This is a genomic window from Telluria sp. B2 (assembly GCF_051789535.1).
Lineage (GTDB): Bacteria > Pseudomonadota > Gammaproteobacteria > Burkholderiales > Burkholderiaceae_D > Telluria.
The window spans coordinates 4,422,594-4,445,244 of sequence record NZ_CP196525.1 but is presented as its reverse complement, the minus strand read 5'-3'; the positions used below and the strand labels follow the sequence as shown (position 1 = coordinate 4,445,244).

At 63.7% G+C, this 22,651-nt stretch carries 22 protein-coding genes and 2 tRNA genes; 10 read left to right on the top strand and 14 right to left on the bottom strand.

Translation table 11 applies throughout. The features are described from left to right. The first annotated feature begins 184 nt into the window (after nt 1–184). The 3 genes from ACSUZJ_RS19740 (at nt 185) to ACSUZJ_RS19730 (ending at nt 3,018) form a co-directional block, all read left to right on the top strand. Nucleotides 185–1,939: a methyl-accepting chemotaxis protein gene (locus tag ACSUZJ_RS19740; RefSeq protein WP_499410981.1), complete on the top strand. Its 1,755-nt coding sequence runs from the start codon at nt 185–187 to the stop codon at nt 1,937–1,939. A gap of 79 nt (nt 1,940–2,018) precedes the next feature. Next, nucleotides 2,019–2,363 carry an energy transducer TonB gene (locus ACSUZJ_RS19735; protein WP_499410980.1) on the top strand — a complete coding sequence of 115 codons (345 nt, stop codon included), beginning with the start codon at nt 2,019–2,021 and terminating at the stop codon, nt 2,361–2,363. 220 nt (nt 2,364–2,583) lie between these two features. Next, nucleotides 2,584–3,018 (top strand): thrombospondin type 3 repeat-containing protein, encoded by a 435-nt coding sequence (locus tag ACSUZJ_RS19730; protein WP_499410979.1) that lies wholly within the window; start codon nt 2,584–2,586, stop codon nt 3,016–3,018. 165 nt (nt 3,019–3,183) lie between these two features. Here the strand turns inward: ACSUZJ_RS19730 and ACSUZJ_RS19725 are convergent. From ACSUZJ_RS19725 to ACSUZJ_RS19710, 4 genes are all read right to left on the bottom strand, one after another. After that, nucleotides 3,184–3,259 (bottom strand) — tRNA-His (locus ACSUZJ_RS19725). A gap of 75 nt (nt 3,260–3,334) precedes the next feature. Further along, nucleotides 3,335–4,201 carry a glutamate racemase gene (gene murI, locus ACSUZJ_RS19720; protein ID WP_499410978.1) on the bottom strand — a complete coding sequence of 289 codons (867 nt, stop codon included), beginning with the start codon at nt 4,199–4,201 and terminating at the stop codon, nt 3,335–3,337. Between the two features lie 64 nt (nt 4,202–4,265). Then, nucleotides 4,266–5,801, bottom strand: coding sequence for a fumarate hydratase (locus ACSUZJ_RS19715; RefSeq protein WP_313706647.1), 1,536 nt, complete (start codon nt 5,799–5,801; stop codon nt 4,266–4,268). 34 nt (nt 5,802–5,835) lie between these two features. Beyond that, the gene (locus tag ACSUZJ_RS19710; protein ID WP_499410976.1) at nt 5,836–6,441 is read right to left on the bottom strand and encodes a TIGR00645 family protein; all 606 of its coding nucleotides are present in this window, start codon (nt 6,439–6,441) and stop codon (nt 5,836–5,838) included. Nucleotides 6,442–6,630: 189 nt separating this feature from the next. Here ACSUZJ_RS19710 and acs point away from each other — a divergent pair, with 189 nt between their 5' ends. After that, nucleotides 6,631–8,628 (top strand): acetate--CoA ligase, encoded by a 1,998-nt coding sequence (acs, locus tag ACSUZJ_RS19705; RefSeq protein WP_499410975.1) that lies wholly within the window; start codon nt 6,631–6,633, stop codon nt 8,626–8,628. 83 nt (nt 8,629–8,711) lie between these two features. Here the strand turns inward: acs and ACSUZJ_RS19700 are convergent, their stop codons facing one another. Continuing rightward, the gene (locus ACSUZJ_RS19700; protein WP_499410974.1) at nt 8,712–9,005 is read right to left on the bottom strand and encodes a KTSC domain-containing protein; all 294 of its coding nucleotides are present in this window, start codon (nt 9,003–9,005) and stop codon (nt 8,712–8,714) included. Between the two features lie 206 nt (nt 9,006–9,211). Between ACSUZJ_RS19700 and ACSUZJ_RS19695 the strand changes: the two genes are divergently transcribed. After that, nucleotides 9,212–9,302 (top strand) — tRNA-Ser (locus tag ACSUZJ_RS19695). 445 nt (nt 9,303–9,747) lie between these two features. Here the strand turns inward: ACSUZJ_RS19695 and ACSUZJ_RS19690 are convergent. Next, nucleotides 9,748–10,533, bottom strand: coding sequence for a LexA family transcriptional regulator (locus ACSUZJ_RS19690; RefSeq protein ID WP_499410972.1), 786 nt, complete (start codon nt 10,531–10,533; stop codon nt 9,748–9,750). Between the two features lie 255 nt (nt 10,534–10,788). Here ACSUZJ_RS19690 and ACSUZJ_RS19685 point away from each other — a divergent pair, with 255 nt between their 5' ends. Continuing rightward, on the top strand, nt 10,789–11,022 hold the full coding sequence (locus ACSUZJ_RS19685; protein WP_499410971.1) for a holin: 234 nt from the start codon (nt 10,789–10,791) through the stop codon (nt 11,020–11,022). 58 nt (nt 11,023–11,080) lie between these two features. Here ACSUZJ_RS19685 and ACSUZJ_RS19680 read toward each other — a convergent pair whose 3' ends face one another. The 7 genes from ACSUZJ_RS19680 to ACSUZJ_RS19650 all read right to left on the bottom strand — a co-directional run bounded on the left by ACSUZJ_RS19680 (nt 11,081) and on the right by ACSUZJ_RS19650 (nt 17,297). Continuing rightward, nucleotides 11,081–11,551, bottom strand: a complete 471-nt coding sequence (locus tag ACSUZJ_RS19680) for a T6SS effector amidase Tae4 family protein (RefSeq protein WP_499410970.1) — start codon at nt 11,549–11,551, stop codon at nt 11,081–11,083. After that, complete coding sequence (locus tag ACSUZJ_RS19675; protein ID WP_499410969.1) at nt 11,548–11,919, bottom strand: Rap1a/Tai family immunity protein; 372 nt, start codon at nt 11,917–11,919, stop codon at nt 11,548–11,550. Before ACSUZJ_RS19675 ends, ACSUZJ_RS19680 begins: the two co-directional genes overlap by 4 nt. Continuing rightward, a complete protein-coding gene (locus ACSUZJ_RS19670; RefSeq protein WP_499410968.1) occupies nt 11,919–12,410 on the bottom strand; it encodes an Hcp family type VI secretion system effector in 492 nt (163 codons plus the stop codon). Before ACSUZJ_RS19670 ends, ACSUZJ_RS19675 begins: the two co-directional genes overlap by 1 nt. 234 nt (nt 12,411–12,644) lie before the next feature. Further along, the gene (locus ACSUZJ_RS19665; protein ID WP_499410966.1) at nt 12,645–13,082 is read right to left on the bottom strand and encodes a hypothetical protein; all 438 of its coding nucleotides are present in this window, start codon (nt 13,080–13,082) and stop codon (nt 12,645–12,647) included. Nucleotides 13,083–13,088: 6 nt separating this feature from the next. After that, nucleotides 13,089–14,606, bottom strand: a complete 1,518-nt coding sequence (locus ACSUZJ_RS19660) for a PepSY domain-containing protein (protein ID WP_499410965.1) — start codon at nt 14,604–14,606, stop codon at nt 13,089–13,091. A gap of 11 nt (nt 14,607–14,617) precedes the next feature. Next, a complete protein-coding gene (locus tag ACSUZJ_RS19655; RefSeq protein WP_499410964.1) occupies nt 14,618–16,765 on the bottom strand; it encodes a TonB-dependent receptor in 2,148 nt (715 codons plus the stop codon). A 151-nt stretch (nt 16,766–16,916) separates the two neighbouring features. After that, on the bottom strand, nt 16,917–17,297 hold the full coding sequence (locus ACSUZJ_RS19650) for a DUF2946 domain-containing protein (protein WP_499410963.1): 381 nt from the start codon (nt 17,295–17,297) through the stop codon (nt 16,917–16,919). A gap of 293 nt (nt 17,298–17,590) precedes the next feature. Here ACSUZJ_RS19650 and pepA point away from each other — a divergent pair, with 293 nt between their 5' ends. Next, nucleotides 17,591–18,454: a flocculation-associated PEP-CTERM protein PepA gene (gene pepA, locus ACSUZJ_RS19645; RefSeq protein WP_499410961.1), complete on the top strand. Its 864-nt coding sequence runs from the start codon at nt 17,591–17,593 to the stop codon at nt 18,452–18,454. A 164-nt stretch (nt 18,455–18,618) separates the two neighbouring features. On the opposite strand, the gene ACSUZJ_RS19640 is transcribed toward pepA, so the two are convergent. Further along, nucleotides 18,619–19,752 (bottom strand): IS481 family transposase, encoded by a 1,134-nt coding sequence (locus ACSUZJ_RS19640; protein ID WP_499408562.1) that lies wholly within the window; start codon nt 19,750–19,752, stop codon nt 18,619–18,621. 435 nt (nt 19,753–20,187) lie between these two features. On the opposite strand from ACSUZJ_RS19640, the gene ACSUZJ_RS19635 reads away from it, so the two are divergent. From ACSUZJ_RS19635 to ACSUZJ_RS19625, 3 genes are all read left to right on the top strand, one after another. Beyond that, nucleotides 20,188–20,508 carry a hypothetical protein gene (locus ACSUZJ_RS19635; RefSeq protein ID WP_499410960.1) on the top strand — a complete coding sequence of 107 codons (321 nt, stop codon included), beginning with the start codon at nt 20,188–20,190 and terminating at the stop codon, nt 20,506–20,508. 71 nt (nt 20,509–20,579) lie between these two features. Next, nucleotides 20,580–20,957, top strand: coding sequence for a YfeK family protein (locus ACSUZJ_RS19630; protein WP_499410959.1), 378 nt, complete (start codon nt 20,580–20,582; stop codon nt 20,955–20,957). A 187-nt stretch (nt 20,958–21,144) separates the two neighbouring features. Continuing rightward, a complete protein-coding gene (locus ACSUZJ_RS19625; protein WP_499410958.1) occupies nt 21,145–22,647 on the top strand; it encodes a PhoX family protein in 1,503 nt (500 codons plus the stop codon). Nucleotides 22,648–22,651 lie beyond the last annotated feature (4 nt).

Here is a 22,651-nt window from a genome sequence, read left to right as displayed (position 1 = left end):
CTGAAGAAACGTTCCCGTCCCGTGAGGCGTTTTCTTCCCAATGCAGATTTTTTCTGACTCGGGGTCCAGCTTTGCTTTATCCTTGCGGAAATATAATTTCCGTAAGGGAAGCTGTTGTCGAGCAGAACTTCACGCGGACATAAAAATTCCAGGCAAATCTGATAACAGAAGAGGGAAGGGCGAGATGAATTTAACGAACATGAAGGTCGGGGTGCGCCTGGGGCTGGGTTTCGCCCTGGTGCTGGTGTTGCTGGTCGCTGTGACCGTGGTCGGCGTGCTGCGCATGGCCCAGATCCAGGATCGCCTCGATCACGTGGTGAGCGTGAATAATGTGTCGAGCCGCATGGTCATCGATATGCGCAACAACGTGCAGGATCGCCTGGCCTCGCTGCGCGTGCTGACCCTGATGTCCGACCCGGCCGACATGGAGCCCGAGCTCAAGAAGTTCAAGGAGCAGACCGCGAAGTACAACGAAGCGCAGAACAAGCTCGGCCAGATCTTCTCCGCCGAAGGCAGCGACGCCGAAAAGGCCCTGCTGGCCGAGATCAAGCAGCACGAAGCCGCCGCCCTGCCGGCCATCGCCAAGGCCTCGGAGCTCTACCTGGCCAATAACGCCATGGACGCGACCCGCGTGATGGTGCGGGAAGTGCGTCCGGTCCAGAAGAAGTGGACCGAAGCACTGGACAAGCTGGTCGCGCTGGAAGACGCGCAGAGCGCCCAGAGCCAGCAGGACGCCGCCGACGCCTTCGTCAATGCGCGTAACTTCATGGTCATCATGCTGGTCGTCGCCGTCGTCATGGGCGTGGCCGCCGCCTGGGTCATCACCCGCGGCCTGATCAAGCAACTGGGCGGCGAGCCCGACTACACCACCAGGATCGCCGGCAGCATCGCCCACGGCAACCTGGCGATCGCGATCGACACCAGCACTGCCAAGCGCGGCAGCCTGCTGGCTGAAATGAACGAAATGCGCAATAGCCTGGTCAAGATCGTCGGCCAGGTACGCCGCGGCACCGAAACCATCGGCACCGCCTCGCGTGAAATCGCCGCCGGCAACATCGACCTGTCCTCGCGCACCGAACTGCAGGCCAGCTCGCTCGAAAAGACCGCCTCGGCCATGGAAACCCTGACCACCACCGTCAAGCAGAACGCCGACCACGCCCGCGAAGCCAACCAGCTCGCCGCCACCGCATCGGACGTGGCGCGCAAGGGCGGCGACGTGGTGTCGCAGGTCGTCGGCACGATGGGCGAGATCAACAGCTCGGCCAGCAAGATCGCCGACATCATCGGCGTCATCGACGGCATCGCCTTCCAGACCAACATCCTGGCGCTGAACGCCGCCGTCGAGGCGGCCCGCGCCGGCGAGCAGGGCCGCGGCTTCGCGGTCGTGGCGTCCGAAGTGCGCAACCTGGCCCAGCGTTCGGCCGCGGCGGCAAAGGAAATCAAGACCCTGATCGGCGACTCCGTCGAGAAGGTCGAGCGCGGCAGCAAGCTGGTCGGCCAGGCCGGCGTGACGATGGACGAGGTGGTGGCAAGCGTCAAGCGCGTGACCGACATCATGGGCGAGATCGCCAACGCCAGCGCCGAGCAGAGCGCCGGCATCGAGCAGGTGAACATGTCCATCATCGAGATGGACAGCATGACCCAGCAGAACGCCGCGCTGGTCGAGGAAGCTGCCGCCGCCGCCCAGAGCCTGCAGGACCAGGCCGGCGAACTGGCGCGCGTGGTCAGCATCTTCAAGCTGATCGAAGGCGAGGAGACCCTGGCCGAGCCGGTCCTGGCTCCGGCCGCTGCCGCACCGGTGGCGAAGGTGCCTGCGGTGCGTGCTCCGGCTGCCCGTACCCCTCGTCCGGCGCTGAAGAAGCCGGCCGCGGAGGCCGCACCGGCCAAGCCGAAGAAGGCAAGCATTGCCGCCGGCAACGACGAATGGGAAGAATTCTAATTTACGGCGAAGCTGCCGACCACACTGAAAGACCGCAAGCAGTCAGCGGCACATTAACTACTTTTGGGATACTAGAACTATGAAAAAGCCTTACCTGAGCGCCATTGCCACCCTCGTCTTCGCCTCGTTTGCCGGCTCGGCATTCGCCGCCGAAGTCCCGGCTTCCTTCGATCCGTCGAAGTGCAAGGTCGAGTACCCGAAAGCTTCCCTGATGAACGAAGAGCAGGGCGTCACTTCGATGTCCTTCGTCGTCGGCGCCGACGGCAGCGTCGTCGATTCGAAGCTGGAAAAGTCGAGCGGTTTCAAGGGCCTCGATAGGGCAGCCCTGAAGGGTCTGTCGGCATGCAAGTTCAAGCCGGGCACCAAGGACGGCTCGCCGGCCCAGACCACGACCAAGGTCGACTACGCCTGGAAGCTGGACTGATCTGTCCGTTTCACCTGAGCATCAACAACAGCCGGCCTAGCGCCGGCTGTTTTGTTTCCGGCCTGGACGGCGGCTTGCTGTTACAAATTCCCGATGGTGTAAAAGCTTCGTTACCCAGGGTGCGAGTAAATGTTTCGGGTGTAAGAACTTGCATCAGTTCTACTGCATGCGGGCACGTTTGACTATAGTGATCTCACACCGAACCGAAAGGAGCACCACCATGAAACGAATCCTCTTCACTGCCGCCGCCGTCCTGATCAGCACCGCCGCCTTCAGCCCGGTCCAGGCGCAGACCCGCACCGAAGTCATCATCGTCAAGAAGGCGCCGCCCGCGCCGCGCCACGAGGTGATCCCGGCCGCGCGCCGCGGTTTCGAATGGGTGCCGGGTTACTGGAACTGGACGGGTCATCGCTACACCTGGGTCAAGGGTCACTACGAAAAAGTGCGTCCGGGCTATGTCTACCAGCGTGCCGAATGGCGCCGCGACCGTAACGGCTGGTACCTGGAGCAGGGCGGCTGGCGCCACGGCGACCGCGTTGCCCCGCGTCGTGACAACGACCGCGATGGCGTGCCGAATCGCTACGACCGCGACCGCGACAATGACGGCGTGCCGAACCGTGTCGATAACCGGCCGAATAATCCGAACCGTTACTGATCGGGAAGGGCGGGCTGGCGCAAGCTGACCCGGAAATGGAAGGGCCACCCCAGGGTGGCCTTTTGCTTTTCGACATCACCTCCATCTCAAGAGGCCCCGAAACCTGAAGAATACGGCGCACAAAGCAAAAAGCCCAGTCCGGGGACTGGGCTTTTGCTGAATTCTTGGGGTGGCTGATGGGACTCGAACCCACGACAACAGGAATCACAATCCTGGACTCTACCAACTGAGCTACAGCCACCATTGTCTTGCTTTTTGTCTTCAGTGCTGCGAAGACAGAACAAGATTATACAAACTCCGAAGCAAACTGGCAAATCTAATTGTTCGGTCTGATCAACAAAGTTCCGGCAGGCCCGGATTCGACCTCGTGCACCGGTGGATCGAGCCCGAGCAGGCTGGCGAACGCCGCCGACAGCGCGGTCGCGCTGGCGCTGGTGTAGCCGTCCAGGCGGGCGTGGTCGCGGGATACCGGGCGCGACAGGCCGCCAGCCGCGAGCAGGCGCGCGAGCTGGCGCGCCACGGCGTCGCCGGTGTCGACCAGCGTCACGCTGCGGTCCGTGGCGCGCGCGATGATCTTCTCGATCGAGGCCTGCACCAGCGGGTAATGCGTGCAGCCGAGCACCAGGGTGTCGGCGCCGCCGTCGAGCAGCGGCAGGATGTAGCGCGCCAGCAGCGCGTCGGTCTCGTTTGATTCGAGTTCGCCGAACTCGATCTGGTCCGCCAGGCCGTGGCAGGGCTGCAAGAGGAAGCGCGCGCCGCTCGCCGCGCTGATCTGGTCGCGCAGTTGCAGGAACTTCGCGCCGGACAGGGTGCGCTCGGTGGCCAGCACGCCGACGGTGCCGCTGTGCGTGGCGGCCGCGGCGGGCTTCAGGCCAGGCTCGACACCGACGATGGGCATGCCGGGGAAGCGCTCGCGCAGGCGGGCGATCGCGGCGACCGTCGCGGTATTGCAGGCGACGACGATGGCTTTGGCCTTCTGTTCGACCAGGAAGCTGCCGATGGCGAGCACGCGCTCGACCACGACGGCTTCCGGCTTGTCGCCGTAGGGGGCGAAGCCGGAGTCGGCGAAATACATCAGGTGTTCGTGCGGCAGCTGCGCGCGGATGTGGCGCAGGACCGACAGGCCGCCTACCCCGGAGTCGAAGATGCCGATGGGGGCGTCGCGAAGCGGGGCAGGGGTCATGGATGTGAGGTGATGCGAACGTGCGTTGAACGCGTGGACGGCAGAGCCGTCCACCCTACGTCACTCAAGCGACGGTGACGGGAATGTTCTTCAGCGATTCGATCTTCGCTGCCCATTCCTTGGGACCGGTCTGGTGCACCGAGGTGCCGGTCGAATCGACGGCCACGGTGACAGGCATGTCCTGAACCTCGAACTCGTAGATCGCTTCCATGCCCAGGTCTTCGAAGCCGAGCACCTTGGCCGACTTGATCGCCTTCGACACCAGGTAGGCCGAGCCGCCGACCGCCATCAGGTAGGCCGACTTGTGCTTCTGGATCGATTCGATCGCCACCGGGCCGCGCTCGGCCTTGCCGATCATCGCGATCAGGCCGGTCTGCTCCAGCATCATGTCGGTGAACTTGTCCATGCGGGTCGCGGTCGTCGGACCGGCCGGGCCCACGACTTCCTCGCGCACTGGATCGACCGGGCCGACGTAGTAGATCACGCGGTTGGTGAAGTCCACCGGCAGCTTCTCGCCTTTCGCCAGCATGTCCTGGATGCGCTTGTGGGCGGCATCGCGGCCGGTCAGCATCTTGCCGTTCAGGAGCAGGGTCTGGCCCGGCTGCCAGGAAGCGACTTCTTCCTTGGTCAGGGTGTTCAGGTCGACGCGCTTCGACTTCTGGGTGTCCGGGGTCCAGTGCACTTCCGGCCAGGTCGACAGCGCCGGCGGCTCGATGTAGGACGGGCCCGAGCCGTCCAGCACGAAGTGGGCGTGGCGGGTGGCGGCGCAGTTCGGGATCATCGCCACCGGCTTGGATGCCGCGTGGGTCGGGTACATGTTGATCTTCACGTCCAGCACGGTGGTCAGGCCGCCCAGGCCCTGGGCGCCGATGCCCAGCGCGTTGATCTTGTCGCACAGTTCGATACGCAGTTCTTCCAGCTTGTTCTGCGGGCCGCGCTGCTTGAGCTCGTACATGTCGATGTCTTCCATCAGCGACTCTTTGGCCATCAGCATCGCCTTCTCGGCCGAGCCGCCGATGCCGATGCCGAGCATGCCCGGCGGGCACCAGCCGGCGCCCATCAGCGGCACGGTCTTCAGGACCCAGTCGACCAGGGAGTCCGACGGGTTCAGCATCACGAACTTGGTCTTGTTCTCGGAGCCGCCGCCCTTTGCAGCGACTTTCACGTCGACGGTGTCGCCCGGCACCAGTTCCATGTGCACGACCGCCGGGGTGTTGTCCTTGGTGTTCTTGCGCTCGAAGTGCGGGTCGGCCACGATCGATGCACGCAGCTTGTTGTCCGGGAAGTTGTACGCGCGGCGCACGCCTTCGTTGACGGCGTCGGTGATCGAGCCGCTGCCGAAGCCCTCGAAGCGCACGTTCATGCCGACCTTCAGAAACACGTTGACGATGCCGGTGTCCTGGCAGATCGGGCGCTTGCCTTCGGCGCACATGCGCGAGTTGGTCAGGATCTGCGCGATCGCATCCTTCGCTGCCGGGCTCTGCTCGGCCTCGTAGGCGCGCGCCAGGTGCTGGATGTAGTCAGCCGGGTGGTAATAGCTGATGTACTGGAGCGCAGCGGCGACCGATTCGATCAGGTCTTCCTGTTTGATGACTGTCATGACAATTCTCTTGTGATGTTAGTGACGAGGGACGTTAATGCTGTTTGGGCTGGTGGTGCGTTGCGGTGGTGATGCGGTCGGTCCAGGAAATGGCCAGGGCCGAGAGCAGGAAGGCAAGGTGGATGACCGTTTGCGCGATCAGCACCTTTTCGTTGTAGCTGCCTGCGTTGATGAAGGTCTTCAGCAGGTGGATCGAGGAGATGCCGATGATGGCCATCGCCAGCTTGGTCTTCAGCACCGAGGCGTTCACGTGCGACAGCCATTCCGGCTGGTCGGGGTGGCCTTCCAGGTGCATGCGCGAGACGAAGGTCTCGTAGCCGCCGACGATCACCATGATCAGGAGGTTCGAGATCATGACCACGTCGATCAGGCCGAGCACGACCAGCATGATGGTCGTTTCCGTCAGCTTTTTCGGACCGTTCGTCATGCCGACGGCCTCGAGGATGTGCTGCAGCGAATCGGCATTGCCGAAGGCGGCGCCGATCAGGTCCTTCAGTTCGACCCAGAAATGGAACACATAGACGCACTGCGCCAGGATCAGGCCCAGGTAGAGCGGGAGCTGCAGCCAGCGGCTGGCAAAGATCAGGCTATTGAGAGGGGTAAGCTTGCGGTGTTCGAGTGTGGGCGGGTTTTGCGACATCGGGTGCGGCTCCAGGGTTCCGACAAAATACAGCCCATCATTTTACACCTCCTTTGCCGCGTTGCAGCAGGCCGCCTCGTTTGCGCCATGGTTGGTAAAATCGCACTCATATAGGGATGGTGCGTTGTAAGCGCTGGGTAAGCGAGCGCGCCTAAGGTATCTGGCAAAACTACTACTATGGAGACTAGCATGGCCGAGAACGAGAGCAATCAGGAAAACCATGGCTTGCAGGAAAACCGCGTGTTTCCGCCGCCGGCCGGGTTCGTAGCCAATGCCGCGATTTCCGGCATGGATGCCTACAACAAGCTCTGCGCCGAAGCGGAGTCCGACTACGAAGGCTTCTGGGCGCGCCTGGCGCGCGAGAACCTCGACTGGCACAAGCCCTTCACCAGCACGCTCGATGAATCGAACGCGCCTTTCTATCAATGGTTCGCAGACGGCCAGCTGAACGCGTCGTACAACTGCCTCGACCGTAACCTGCAGAACGGCAACGCCGAGAAGACCGCCATCATCTTCGAAGCCGATGACGGCACCGTCACCCGCGCCACCTACCGCGAACTGCACGAACGCGTCTGCAAGTTCGCCAACGGCCTGAAATCGCGCGGCATCAAGAAGGGCGACCGCGTCATCATCTACATGTCGATGTCGATCGAAGGCGTGACCGCGATGCAGGCCTGCGCCCGCATCGGCGCCACCCACTCGGTGGTTTTCGGCGGCTTCTCGGCGAAGTCGCTGCAGGAGCGCATCATCGACGCCGGCGCCGTCGCCATCATCACCGCCGACGAGCAGCAGCGCGGCGGCAAGTCGCTGCCCCTGAAAGCCATCGTCGACGAGGCGCTGGCCCTGGGCGGCTGCGACACCGTGAAGGACGTCATCGTCTACAAGCGCACCGGCGGCAATATCGCCTGGACCGAGGGCCGCGACATGTGGCTGTCCGAGCTGGTCGACAACCAGAGTGCCGAGTGCGAACCGGAATGGGTCGACGCCGAGCATCCGCTCTTCATCCTCTACACCTCGGGCTCGACCGGCACCCCGAAGGGCGTCCAGCACTCGACCGGCGGCTACCTGCTGTGGGCCGCGCTGACGATGAAGTGGACCTTCGACATCAAGCCCGACGACGTGTTCTGGTGCACCGCCGACATCGGCTGGGTCACCGGCCACACCTACATCACCTACGGTCCGCTGGCCGTGGGCGGCACGCAGATCGTGTTCGAAGGCGTGCCGACCTACCCGAACGCCGGCCGCTTCTGGGAAACCATCGCCAAGCACAAGGTCTCGATCTTCTACACGGCGCCAACCGCGATCCGCTCGCTGATCAAGGCCTCCGACGTGGACGAGAAGGTACACCCGAAGAACTACGACCTGTCGAGCCTGCGCCTCTTGGGCTCGGTGGGCGAACCGATCAATCCGGAAGCCTGGATGTGGTACTACAAGAACGTCGGCCAGGAACGCTGCCCGATCGTCGACACCTTCTGGCAGACCGAGACCGGCGGCCACATGATCACCCCGCTGCCGGGCGCGACCCCGATGGTGCCGGGCTCGTGCACGCTGCCGCTGCCGGGCATCATGGCTGCGATCGTCGACGAAGCCGGCGCGGATGTCGCGAACGGGCAGGGCGGCATCCTGGTGGTGAAGCGTCCATGGCCGTCGATGATCCGCACCATCTGGAACAATCCGGAGCGCTTCAAGACCAGCTACTTCCCTGAAGAACTGGGCGGCAAGTACTACCTGGCTGGCGACGGCGCCATCCGCAACAAGGACACCGCCTACTTCACCATCACCGGCCGCATCGACGACGTGCTGAACGTCTCGGGCCACCGCATGGGCACGATGGAAATCGAGTCGGCCCTGGTGGCGAACCCGCACGTGGCCGAGGCCGCTGTGGTCGGCAAGCCCGACGACACCACCGGCGAAGCCATCTGCGCCTTCGTGGTGCTGAAGGGCCCGCGCCCGACCGGCGAGGAAGCGAAGAAACTGGCAACCGAGCTGCGCAACTGGGTCGGCAAGGAGATCGGACCGATCGCCAAGCCGAAGGAAATCCGCTTCGGCGACAACCTGCCGAAGACCCGCTCCGGCAAGATCATGCGCCGCCTGCTGCGCGTGCTGGCCAAGGGCGAGACCATCACCCAGGACGTGTCGACGCTGGAAAATCCGGCGATCCTCGATCAGTTGAAGGAAACGGCCTGATGAACGGGGCGCCCGGCTGAGTTGGCGGGCGCCCTCTTCATCGCAGTGTTGACGCCGCCCCGTTTCGACAGGGCGGCGTTTTCTTATGTGGTGCCGTCCGGCTCGCCGCCGAAGGCTTTCATCAGGGCTTCGCGGTCGATGGTCTTCTTTCCCGCATCGACGCCGGCCCGTCCGCGGCGGCCGGCGAATTCTTCCTCGATGTTGTCGCGGTAATAGCTCCAGGGCGAGGCCGAGGTGGAGAGCTTGCGCCAGACTTCGGCGCCGACCGAGGAATAGTCGATTGCGCTGCCGTCGTCGAACTCCACGCGCAGCATGCGCTCGCGCGCGTCGTAGCCGATGGCGCGCAGCTTGCCGGCGTTGATTTTCTTCATTTCCATGGTGAGCTCCTGTGCGGTGGTGCGTGTGGCTGCAGATGATCGCATGATCTGAACGGCAGCGCAGCAGCGGCGTTGACGCCGGTTCGGAGGCGGGAAGAGGGCAGGAAAAGCGGATGAGGGCGTACTGATTGCCAGGATGCTCTTGTACAGCCGAGAAACCTTGTTATAATGGGCGGCTTCGCGACATAGCGCGCGGAAACCCATCAGGAGAGATGGATGAGTGGTTTAAGTCGCACGCCTGGAAAGCGTGTATAGGTTAATAGCCTATCGGGGGTTCGAATCCCCCTCTCTCCGCCAGGAATACAAAAAAATAGGCTACCCTCGGGTGGCCTATTTTTTTGTTTCATGGCGGAGAGAAGCAAGGCGCCTGCGCGCCTTGCGCGGTCGCCAAGGCGGCAGGTTCGAAGCCTTGCGCGTACTCGCGCAAGGGCGGCCCGCGGGACGTGGGCGAATCCTTCTATCCGGTTAGAAATCGCGACAGGCTACCCTCGGGTGGCCTATTTTTTTGTTTCATGGCGGAGAGAGGTACGGCGCCTGCGCGCCTTGCGTGGTCGCCAAGGCGGCAGGTTCGAAGCCTTGCGCGTACTCGCGCAAGGGCGGCCCGCGGAACGTAGCCGCATCCTTCTATCAGAGCAGGATCGCGACAGCCCCCAGGCCAGATGCCGCAAATGAAAAGGCCACTGTTCTCCGGTGGCTTTTCCCGCCCTCTCTTGGCACCGAGCAGCCGCTTCCCGCACCATGTCTACAATCTCCCCGTCAGCGAGCGCCCCGGCTGATAGACCACCCGGCCGATGACGCTGATGTCGCCGCTACGCGCATTGACCGGTCCAAAATCCGGATTGATCGAATGGAGATACCACTCTCCATTACGTTTGATCATTTGTTTCACGCAGCAATCGCCGTCGAAGTTCAGCGCGTACAGCTCCCTGTGGACGAGCGTCTTGTCGGTAGGATCGATGACGATCACATCGTCTTCGAACATGAGGGGCTCCATGCTCTGGCCTCTTACCTGGATCGCAATCAGGGCATCCGGGTGGAGTTTGCTTCGGACGATGTCGTTTTTCGGGACCTTCAAGCTTCCGCCATCTTCCACAAGCGGTTCGGTTTCGAACCGGGAAACACCGGCGCGCAACTTGAGCTTGACGAGCTTGATGTCGACCGTGTCCGAATCCTCTCCGGCGGCGACGCGCCTTGCGCCCGACAAGGGGCCATGCCTTCCGTCTGCCGCGTTCGCATCGGCCAGGAGCGCGGAAACGTATTCGCTCAATTGCGCCTGCAGGCGCGGGCTGAAGTCGGCAACAGGGCAGCCAAGGATCGATGCGAAGCGTGTGGCAGCGTCGACGTTCAGCGGAATGCGCCCGTTCAGGTACTGGCTCAGGGCGCTTTGATTGAAGCCCAGCATTTCGCCGGCCGCCTCTTGGGAAGCAGGCCGGCCAGCTTCCTTCTGACGTTTTTGCCATTCAGCGAAACGCAACTTCAGGCGCGCGGCATCGTCGAGTTGCTCTTGGGTAAGGGGAAGGGCAGGCATGCTCGCAGGGTGTAAGGAAAACTACATTGTACAATTAGTCGGACTGTTGACCAAGCTCATTAGTCAGACTAATATACTCCTTAAGAGACGAAAAAACTACATGTTCCGTAGCAGGCCAGCTCACGTCCATGGTGACGAGCCCGCGGAGTCGCGCTACCCGCTTCACCTCGCGCAGGCCCTGTGAGCGCAGCACCGTCATTTTCGTGAAGCGCGTGGCGTGGCGAGGCATATTTGCCCAGATTGAAAGGCAGAAACATGACGAAAATAACAGTACCGGAGTTGACCAGCTACGCCGGCGCCATCAGCGCAATCGGCGCTTCGCTGACCTTGACCGAGATCGGCGTGCTCGTCGGTATCGTGACGGCCATCCTGACCTTCTGCCTGAACGCCATCTACATGCATCGCAAGGACGCACGCGAGCAGCGGCAGGCCGAGCTCGCCGTGCGCGAAAGCGAAGCGCGCCTGGCTGCGCTCGGGGTAAAGCGATGAACCGTGTTCTCTTTCGCCGGCGTCCCGCGCTCGGAAGGGTGGATGGCTAGCGGGTTCGCTACCTCAACGGCCAGAACCATATTTCCGCCGCGCTGAAGTAGCAGCTCCGCGCACATTGATAGACCCCGCCGGTTGCTGGCCAGAGCAGGTCGATATGTCCACCGCCGCCTAGCTCGGCACCGTGGATCCTGAAAAACGAAACGACGCCGCTCCGGGTGCCGATGCTCGCCTGTGCACTTTGGGCGTTCATGAACACTTCAGGATTACCCCAGATTCGCTTGAGGATGCCCGATAGGCGGGCTTGGCCCGGTTCGATCCGTTTCCCCTTCAGCGTTCCGTCATTCGCCACCATGCGAGCGCCTGGAAGTGTCACGCCGGCGCCCAGGAGGGCCATGCTCATGCGAATCGCGCAGGTATCGAGGAACGCCGGGTTATTGGTCAGGTCAGTCCAGCCGATCAGCGGGTACAGCTCCTCACGCTTTCCGACCTTCGGGTAGTGCTGGTAAACCACCTGAAATGATGGCTTCATGGTTTGACTCCGTTGGCTGGTGGACAGGGATGGGCGCGACTGAGCAGGGTCAGGAGCAGTACCGAAGCGTTCTTCTTTCGTTCGGCTGCTGGGAGTTTGGCTATCTGACCGGCCAGTTCGTAGGCCAGGTCGGGCGTCTTCAGCTGATTGACATCGCACCAGATGCGCCCCTCGGCCGTGTCCCTGGCGCCGTCGAGATAGCTGTACGCCTTCTCTCGCTGCAGGTGTTCGTAGCTGTTCGCCGGCACGGGCTTGCTCAGCATTTGCACGAAGCCGTCACCACTGAGAGTGGGGGACGATGGCGCTGCCTGGGCAAGAGCCAGGGCCGCCAGCCCGAGAGGAACGGCCAGCATGTGCAGCGCGCGCATTACGCCACCCTGTTTGTCGACAGGTCCCAGCCTCCAGCCGTATTGCCGGCAGTACCGCCACCTACTTTTTGTCGGGTATAACGCCACTTCACCTTGGAAAACTTGAGCGAGACCGCCTCGCTCATCGTGCTCCCCGGTGTGACAGACGGCGCGATGTAGCCGATCAGGACGTTCTCGAGCTCAATTTCGTAATACTTGACGCGGGCACCATCTCCGTCCGCCCGCATGAACTCGAACTTCGCTTTTGGAATCGTCTTGCCCATTGCGCAGTGTTGCGACAGGATGGGTGAGGCCAGGTCGGCCAATTTGTGGAAGCTGATGTCCGATAACTCGGCTCGTTCAGCGGTGTGTCCGCCAGCGGTAGACGCGGTGGCGGACTTCGGTTGGCGAAGGTTCCAGTCGACCGACAGACATTCGATCCAATCCTTGTGAGTGTCGTCCGTGGACTCGCCCTTGATGCCGTCTAATTGCAGGTACACGTCAATCGCCATATTGCCTCCTGTATGTAAGGAGGCAATTGTGCGGCTGTTGACTTTAAAGTAACTTATTAACCGTCAACGGATGATCTGCCTCCGATCAGGTACGCACCAATAGTCCGGCTGGCGCAGCACGCGGAAAACCGTTTCGCTGGCGTAGGAACTGAATTGCAATCCAAGCACCGCATGGCTGCCGGGGCAGACAAATTTGGCTCAGATTAGACACTTGCCTACTGAACTCGTATCGAGTCACTTGGCCTCGTCGGCTCCCGCCTTCGCCTCAGCCGCCTTCGCCGTACTCGCCGCCGCACTAAAATCCAGAAACGCCCGTGCACGCTCATCATGCTGCGCAACCCGTTCGATCCGCGCCAGCACCTGGGGCAGCCACTTCGGTCGATGCTCTTCCCGCATCCCACTCAGATCGCTCGCGGCAAAATGGTGCTTCTCGAGCAGCTTGCCGTTGTTGCGCCACCTGTCCGCCACGCGGAGGATCGCTTCGTCGGGTTTGCCAGGACAGGATTTGCGGTTGATGATGGAAGCCTGGCCGGCGGTTTTATCCGGCTCGGGCGGGTTCACGTGTTCGAATTCGCCGAGCTGGGTGGTTTCCGGCCAATCGCGCACGAAAGGCACCATGACGCCGGTGAACTTGCATTTGCTGTCGTCGCGCCACCACTCCCTGGAGCGCATGCGCTTCTATACGTTCCGGGACGCCACGCCCGTCCGTTTGCGCAGCCGCCTGACCCCAAGCACGGTTGCCGTCGCACTCAACAACACCCCGCCGCTCCCCAGCAGGAGCAGGACGGCGTCGCGCATCCAGCGCGTGTCCAGCATCGACGGCAAATCCCAGCTGTGCAGGAAATTGAAGAGCCAGCGGCCTGTGCGCTGGGTACGGTCGAGGCTGGATACGAGCTGGCCCGTGTAGACGTCCAGATGCGCCCAGGTATTGCCTTCATCTCCGTAGGCGACCCGCAGGACAGGAAGGCGGCGCTCGTCCGCGCCATACATCGATGCTGCGCCGCGCCTGTAGTAATAGGCGTCGTACTCGCCGAGCATGGCGGCGCCTGCGACCGGGGCTGCGGACATGCGCCGGGCGGCATCGAGCAGCGTTTGTTGCGGCCACCGGTCGAGCGTCGTCAAGCCGCCAGCGTGCGCAACGACCAGGGTGGTTTGCCCAGCACTGTCCCGAGCAAGAAGAAAGGGCTGCCCCGCGAGCACCCGCCATTCCAGCTCACTGGCCCGAAAGCCGGCCGCATCGAGCGTGGCGAACACCTGCGGCAAGCGCACATCGAGCCGGTGCGCCGCCACGCTCCCGCCTTCGTAGGCCGCCACGTCCGGCCGCTTGCTCCGGGCGTCGAACATGCCGAGCGGATTCATCGACATCAGGCCGCTGAAGATCCAGGTCAGCAGCACCGCCCCGAACACCAGCCCGAGGATGTGATGCCAGCGCAGGTAAGCCTCCCGGAACGGCGACTTCGACCCGCTCTTGTAGGCGCCCGCAAAGCGCCAGCGCCAGATGCCGTTCAGCGCACCCGTGAAGGCCGCGACCACGCCGACGCCGGACAGGATGATCACCGTCCAGCTCCACACCGGATCCGTCGGCCGGTCGCGGAACATGTACAGCCAGTGCAGCCATGCGCCGGCGAAATTCCACAGCCGCTCCGCCCGCGGGGCGTCGAGCACCACCTGGCCGGTCGCCGACGACACGTAGAGCCGCGTCGCCGCTTCATCGCGCATCTCGACCACGTGCAGCGGCCGGTGCGGATTGAGCGAGCGCGAATGCGTCCAGCGGTCCTCGTCGACGAGGCCGGCGTACTCGCCGGCAGCGCCATGCATGAAGGCGCGCGCCGCCGCCAGCGCCTGCGCCGGGCCGACGACGAGGCGGGCCCCGCTCTCGGCATCGACCGCAAGCCGCCCGCCATCGCCTTCGGATACAACATAATGCGGCCGCCCGCCAATCGACGTCAGCACCATGCCCTTGACCTCGGCCGGCGCCCGGCTCTGCGCCAGCGCGGCCTCGACCGGGATGCAGCAGCTTGGTGCGGACAGGGCCGGCAAGCCACCCAGCCGCTCCCAGGGCGCCAGCTTGGGATAGCCGACAAACAGCATCACCATCCCGCTGACGAACCACAGCGCCATCAGCACGCACATCAGGACGCCCGTCCAGCGGTGGACGAGGAAGGTCATGCGCTTGGCCCGCGATGCAAAGCTCATGCAGGCCTCCGTCAGAAACGGTGATCCAGCACCAGCTCGACGCGGCGGTCCGGGCCGACCAGCCACTGCGTCGGCGTGTAATAGGCCGTGGCGTAGTAGCGCTTGTCGAAGACGTTGAAACCGCGCAGCGTCAGGCTCGTTCGGGGCGACGCCTTCCAGCGCAGCGAGGCATCGGCCGTCGTGTACGAGGGCATGCGCAGCGTGTTGGCGTTGTCCGCAAAGCGCGCGCCCACGTGCCGCAGGCCGGCGCCCGCGCTCCAGTCGGGCTGGAAGTCCCAGCGCAGCCAGAGGTTGGCGGTGCGCTTCGGCACGTCCGGCGGCAGCTTGCCGGCGCGCGAGACGAGCACGCCGCCCACCGACTCCTGGAAATCCTCGAAGCGCGCACGCAGGAGGGCGGCGTTCGCGTCCAGCGTCCAGTCGCGCGCGAGCGTCATGCTGAGCGTGCCCTCGACGCCGGTCGACGAGCGCTCGCCGACCTGGATGCTCTGCGACGGATTGGCCGGGTCGCGCGTGAGCAGCTTGTCCTTCCTGATGTCGTACACGGCCAGCGTCCATTCGCCCTGCCGGTTCCAGAACACGCGTTTCAGGCCCACTTCGAGCTGGCGGCCGGTGGCGTTATCGAAACGGCTGTTCGCCGGCGACAGGAAGAACAGCGAACTGACCGGATCGGCCGCCTTTGCCACCTGGCCGTAGACGCTGAAGTCCGGCGCCAGGACGTAGACGGTTCCCAGGCGCCAGCCGACGTTGGCGAAGGTCTTGTCGAAAGCGAGGTTCCCCGCGACGAGATTGCGGCGCTCGAGGTCCGCATGGTCGTAGCGCAGCCCGCCCAGGACCGACCATTGCGTCGTCAGCGCCAGCCTGTCCTCGAGGAACAGGGAATACTGCTTCGCCTCGGTGCGGTAGCGGGGAATGGTCGGCACCGGGCTGGTGAAGAGGCCGGGTTGCGGATCGAAGGGATCGACGGACCCGGAAGAACCGGTATAGGTGTTGTTCGTGTGCGTGAACGAGGCGCGGTTGACGTCGAAGCCACCCGACACCTGGTTGTCCAGGCCGAACAGGCGCCCCTTGACGGTCGCGGTGGTGGTGTTCCCGGTCTGCTTCTGGTCGTGCAGGATCTCGGTGTTGTCCGAGCGGTCGATCAGCCGGGTTGCAGGGTTGTAGACATAGGCCTCGGCGTTGCGCCAGTGCCGATTGCTGTCGACGTGGTAAAGCCGGCTGCGCACCGTCGTGCGCTCGTTCGGCCGCCAGTTCGCCAGCACATCGAGCCAGGTGTCCTTGTATTCGATGGTGCTGTCGGCAACGTTGTAGTTCTTCCCGCTCAGGGCTTCCAGTTGCCGGCCCTCGACCAGGGGCGTGCCGAAGTAGCGCATCGGTTTCTGGCGGCCGTGGGCGGCGCTGAGCCGCACATCCAGTTCGGGCGACAGGTCGAAGCGCAGCGCGCCGGAGACCGAGCGGCTGCTGCTGTCGCCCATGTCGACCCAGCCATCGGAACGCTCGCCGCTGGCGTCGAAGCGGTAGGACCAGCGTTCGTCCAGCGCGCCGCCGCTGCCGACAGCCAGCCGGCGCGTGCCCTTGCTGCCGAGCGCGGCCTGCACTTCGTTCTGCACCGCGCCGCGCGTCGGCTGCTTCGGGATCACGTTGACCACGCCGCCGATCGCGCCTTCGCCGTAGATCACCGCGGCCGGCCCGCGCAACACTTCGATGCGTTCGACCGCCCAGGTGCTGAAGGGGAAGGTGAGGCCGGCACCGCCGTACTGGCGCATGCCGTCGTACAGGCGCATGACGGAGACGGTATCGGTAAAGCCGCGCGAGGCGAGCGAGGAGCCGCCGTTGCCGGGGTGGGGCATGCTGCTGATGCCGGGCGCGCGCGTGATCGCCTCGACCAGGCTGGCGTCGCCGCGTTCCTCGATCTGCCTGCGGGTGATGACGTCGACGCTGGCTGGCGTCTCCAGGCGCGACAGGCCGAGGTTGGAGCCGGTTCCGGTGTCGTCCCTGAGCTTGCCGGTGTCGAGCGCGCCGGTAACGTGCACGGTCGGGATGGCGGGTTCGTCGGCAAAGGCCGGGAGGGCCGCGCTGCCGATGGCGAGCAGGCAGGCGAGATGGCAGGGTATGCGGGTGAAGCGGCGCTGCGGCGCCGCGATGGGGACATGCGGTTTCATGGGTTTTCCGGTCGTGTGACAGCCTGGGGCGGCGAAGCAGCAGTGGCGACGGCACGCATGTGATGGACACAGTCCGGCGCACGTACGCGTCACGCGGGCGCCCTCACTTCAATGAGGATCGACGCCGGCGCTGCTGGAGAGATGGCAAGGCTCAGGCCAGCGCAGGCGGGCCGCGCGGCTGCGCGAAGGACCACGCGAACAGCGGGCGTGGCGCACGATGGAAAAGAGGAGGGTAGAGGTCATGGCCGCCAAGCGCGGCGACCACGAAGGCTGCCGGCGGCAGCAGGGCAAAGGACCCGGCGTGCGGTGCGCAGTAGGCGCAGTGCATCAGCCCTTTGAGGAACTTGTCGGACGTAGGGGCATCCGGATCGGCCGGCATCGGCAGCATCTCGATGCCCATGGCCGTACAGATCTCGACCTGGCGCGTGGCCGGGGAAGACAGGCTCAGGGTATGCGAAACGACCGGGGCGAGCGCGTTGAACAGGACGGCCAGGCTGGCAATCCGGGCATATGCGATCCACTGTCTCGTCATCCTGACCATGCGAACATTATAGGCCGGGGAGGTCGCGCGACCCCGGATTCGGCACTGGACATTTTGTCCACCTGCCGTGGCGCTGGACGAGCCAAAGAACACGCTGGCCTGCAGGACATTACTGTTGAGTTTCGGCATGCTGCAGCGCGTCGGAAAATCTTACATGTATTTACACCCATGCGTCCGGCTTGAAGCAAGTGCTTGATTTTATGAGATGTCATGCCTCTGGCACACCGCTTGCTATCTTGAAGAACAGGTTGTTACCAACAACCATACACCACGGAAAACCGACAATGAAACTCTTCAAAAAACTCATCTGCGCCACGGCTGTGGCACTGTCCACGGCTGGCGCCGCGCACGCGGGTCCGGTCCTGAATAACTGGGTTTTCAACCCAACCGGCGGCGGCTTCGACGACGGCCAGCTCATCAACGAATACCTGGACGTCAACGGTAACGCCTTCATCCAGCTGACGTCGACCGGCAACGGTGGCTTCTCCTTCAAGGAAACCGCTGTCTTCAACATTACCCAGGCCGACAGCAACGGCAAGCTGTTCCCGCAGACCTTTGCCGGCGGGAACATTACTGCGACCTTCGAGGCGGTTGGCACCGGCACTTTCGGTGGCGCCTTCAGCTTCACCGGCGGCACCATCAAGATGTACCAGAATCCAACCAACAGGCAGTACGGCACGACGGCGGGCCACTATGGCGCGGACCTGGGCAACGTGATCGCCACCTTCAACGTGCTCGTGGGCGGCGGCGGCCTCGTCGATGCCAACGGCAGCCCGACCAATAACGGCCAGGTCAGCGTCTTCGCCAGCGCCGACCCGGGCATGCTGGAAAGCGGCTACTTCTTCCGCAGCAACGGCGACGACCTGTCGACAGAGTCGGTTCTCTCGTTTGCCTTCACGAATGCAAACACGGTCGGCCGTCCGGGTAGCCGTCTCGTGAGCGAAGTGGCCTGCGAGTTTGCCGGCTTCACCGGCGCCGGCTGCAACGGCACGAGCTATCGCAACCGTCCGGGCCAGTACTTCTTCATCGGCGGCAATGGCCAGTTCAAGCTGGCCGAGGGCGCCGAAGTGCCGGAGCCGGGTTCGCTGGCGCTGTTCGGCATTGCCATGCTGGGCGCCGGCGTGGCAGTGCGCCGCCGCAAGGCTTGATGCCTCCAGCCTGGAGGAGAAGAAAGCGGGCCAAGCCCTAATGCCGTTTAGTTAAGCTGGAAATAGCTTGGTTCTGGCAGGCATCGTAGGGTGGGCACTCTGTTTAGCACAGGGACATAGGTAACACCTGTCTAGAGACATGGGTAACACTGCGTGGTGCTATTTTAGCTGCTGGTGAGGTCGATCTGTGCAACCTGTTGGTGGCAGAAGATGACGTTGAAGACGCCGTCCTGATCCGTCGCTCTGATTGCCACAGGCTCTTGGTACAAACCTTCACCCACAAAGTAACTGCGGCCCTTGAAATTGATCTGGCCGTGCCGCTGTACGGTACGCACGATGTCGCCGTCGTCATATTCGATCGGCGGCAGGTGGGATGGAAAACTGCGCGCACTGGGCTGGTAGCGGGTGGCGGGAGCTTTTTGTCCCAGTGCCTCGTGGGGACGAATCAGGTTGTATTGGTCGCGCCAGGCATCGAAGGCCTCCTGGCACGCGGCAAGCGAGCCATAACCGTAGCGCTCCAGGAGTTCGCGCTTGAGCGTTCGATGAAACCGCTCGTCCTTGCCCTGCGTTTGCGGATGGTGCGGACTGCTATGGCTGACGCGGATACCCAGGCGTACCAGCCACACCTCGAGCCGCGAGATGGATTTATGCCCGGCTGTTCCCCAAGGCGCACCGTTGTCGCAGGTAATGCGCTGCGGCAGTCCATATTTTTGAAACGTCCTTGTAAGCACAGCCTTTGCCTGCGGGCCGTCTTCGCCCGAGCACGCAGCCAGACACAGCGAAAAGCGGGAGTGATCATCCAGTACTGTCAACGGATGGCAGCGGCCGGCCGCTGCATTGGTCAAGGCAAAATGGCCTTTGAAATCCATCTGCCACAAGCTGTTCGGTTCCTCGTGTTCGAAGCGTCCCTTGGCAGGCTTGGTCTGGCTGACATGAGGCACTAGTTGGCGCCCATGCCGTCTCAAAATGGCAGCAATGGTGTTTGGATGCGGTTTGCCCGCGGTCTCGGGGAGCAGTGCTTTGAGCTTGCGGGCACCCCAGCAGGGATACTTGTCGTGCAGGTTCAATACTGCCGCCTCCAACTCGGCACCGCATCGCTTGGGCGACGACAGAGGACGGCGTGAGCGCTCTTGCAGCCCTTCTGGGCCGTGCTTCCGATACAAATCGAGCCACTTGTAGCCAGTCTTTCGGCTGACGCCGAAAGACTGGCAAAGCGCTGTCATGTTGCTGTCAGACGCATCCGCCAGCATGGCAAATTCAAGACGAGAGGACATACGGGAACTTTCCTTCCAAGGCATCGCACACTCCACTTGTTAGCTGTGCAATGATCATAAAAGGTGTTACCTATGTCTCTAGACAAGTGTTACCTATGTCTCTGTGCTGAACACACTCCGTGCCCACGCGTTACGTGCGCCTCCTTCGTCTGCCGACAGGAACTTCCCGCCCGCTAAGGTCAATCCTGGCCCGCTTCCATTGCACACGTTGCGGGCGAAATGTCGCCGCATGTGACTGCCGGTCACGTGCGTAACGCGTGGGCACGGGGTGCCCACCCTACGACTACGGCTTGACTGAACGGATTACGGGCCATGCCCGCTTTTTTTACGCCTGCATCCCGGGCCTCGCATTCGCTCCGGTCGCCGATCGTAAGGGATGGGCCGATACATGTTGAACGCCTCCGCCGGTGATGGCAAACTGGTCATCCCAGCTACCATCACACCACCCGGAGGATGACGATGAGTACATTGACTAGCGGCCATGGCGGTACCCCAGCCGGCATCGGCAAACGAAGCGTGCTGCGCGTCCTGCTCGGGACAGGCGCGGTCCTGCTGGTGCCGCTGCTGGCAATGCAGTTCACCCGGGAAGTCAACTGGACCGCCCTCGACTTTGTCGTGGCCGCCATCCTCCTGGCCGGCGCCGGCTTTGCGCTGGAACTGGCCGTGGGCAGGGTGGCCAACACGAGGCAGCGCCTGCTGTGGGTGGCCGCAATCGCGCTGGCTTTCGTGTATGCCTGGGCCGAACTGGCCGTCGGCATCTTCTTCCACTTCGGCAGCTGAACCTGCCTCGACCAGTCGGTGCCTGCGTGACCGCAAAGGTCGCGCAAGGCCCGACATTGCACAGGAAACCCATGAAACGCATCCGCTTCCTCCTTGCGGTTGCAGGTCTCGCCTGTTGCGCCATCGCGCCGGCAGCGGAACAAGCCCCGGCGCGCACGCAGGCCGAGGTCCGGCAACTGCTCGACTTCGTTGCCGCTTCCGGCTGCCAGTTCAATCGCAACGGTGAATGGCACGACGCCAAGGCGGCGCGTGCCCACCTCGAACGCAAGTACGAATACCTGCGGGACCGGAACATGGCGCCGGACGCCGAAGCGTTCATCGCACGCGCCGCTACCGAGAGCAGCCTCAGCGGCAAACCCTACCAGGCGCGCTGCGGCAATGCACAGCCGATCCCGAGCGCCCAATGGCTCACGACGGAACTCAAGCGCCTGCGCGCAGCGCAGAAGTAGCCGCGGGGCAAGTGCGCCTCGATCTTGTCATTTTGCTGTCATTCGCCTGACATTTTTGTTTGTTGTAATGCATCGGTCTGCGCTGCCCACGCGCAGGCCGGGCTGCGGGACGCCGCCATGAGGCCGTCACCAGTCCTCCAATCCATCGCCGGCACCCTGGCCGATCCCACTTTGGAGAATGCACAGCATGACAAACAAGGACCTCTCGCCGTCGCGGCGCAACCTGCTCAAGGGCATGGCCAGCGCATCGGCCCTGCCTTTCGTCGGCGCCTTCGCCGCACTGCAGTCGCAACAGGCGCTCGCCGCCAACGGCGCCACCACCCTCATCCCCAGCCCCTATGGCCCGATCGCCCCGGCGAAGGACATGACGACCGGGCTGCCGCTGCTGCAACTGCCTCCAGGGTTCACCTACAAGAGCTTCGGCTGGCGTGGCGACCTCATGACCGACGGCAAGGCCTGCCCGGGCGGCCACGACGGCATGGGCGTGGTCGTGTCGCGCAAGGTCGGCCGCAGCAGCGAATTGGTGCTGGTGCGCAACCACGAGATCGGTTCCACCGCCCCCGGCAATTTCCTGAACGCGAACGGCGTCTACGACAGCGGCAGCAGCAGCGCCGGCTCGAACAACCGCTTCGGCGGCGGCACCACCAACCTGGTCTTCCGCGACGGCAACTGGGTCAGCATGACCCCGAGCCTGGGCGGCACCCAGACCAACTGCGCCGGTGGCATCACGCCCTGGGGTACCTGGCTCAGCTGCGAGGAAGTCGGCTCCGACGCGATCAGCCCGGCCGGCAAGAAGCACGGCTATGTCTTCGAGGTGCACGCCGATCCGAAGCTGACCACCGGCCTGCCGATCGTCGGCATGGGCCGCTTCGCGCACGAAGCCGCCGCCGTCGATCCCGTCACCGGCATCGTCTACCAGACCGAGGATTCGTCGGGCAAGTCCGGCTTCTACCGCTACGTGCCGGACGTGCGCAACGGCGCGCCGGGTTCGCTGGCGATGGGCGGTGTGCTGCAGATGGCGAAAGTGAAGGGCAGCCCGAACGTGAACCTGGGAACGGCGGCGGTGAATGCCACCTATGAGCTCGAGTGGGTGACGATCGCCGATCCGGACCGCAACCGCGGCGACGCGCTCGGCCCGACCGGCATTGCCATCGCGAATGCCGCCGGTCCTTTTGTCCAGGGCTGGGTGCAGGGCGCGCTGCGCATGAACCGCGGCGAAGGCATCTGGTATGCGCAGGGCAAGATGTACGTGATGGATACCTCGGGCGGCGCCGTCTCGCGCGGCGCAATCTGGGAACTCGACCTGGCCAACCAGGTCCTCAAGTGCATCTACTCGAGCCCGAGCCCCCTGGTCGGCAACATGGGCGACAACCTGACGGTCAGCCCGCGCAACGCCGTCCTGGTCTGCGAGGACGCCTCGACCGCCGCCACCGACCCCTTCGGTTTCGGCCAGCGCCTGATGGGCATCACCGGCGCGGGCGACGCCTACATCTTCGCCAAGAACAACGTGGTGCTCAGCGCCGCCCAGCTGCAGGGCGCGGACAAGCTGACCACGCTCGCGGGCGACCACCGCGGCAACGAGTTCGCCGGCGCCTGCTTCGACCCGACCGGCCGCTACCTGTTCGTGAACATCCAGACGCCGGGCATCACCTTCGCGATTTCCGGTCCCTGGGCCAGGGGCCCGCTGTAACACA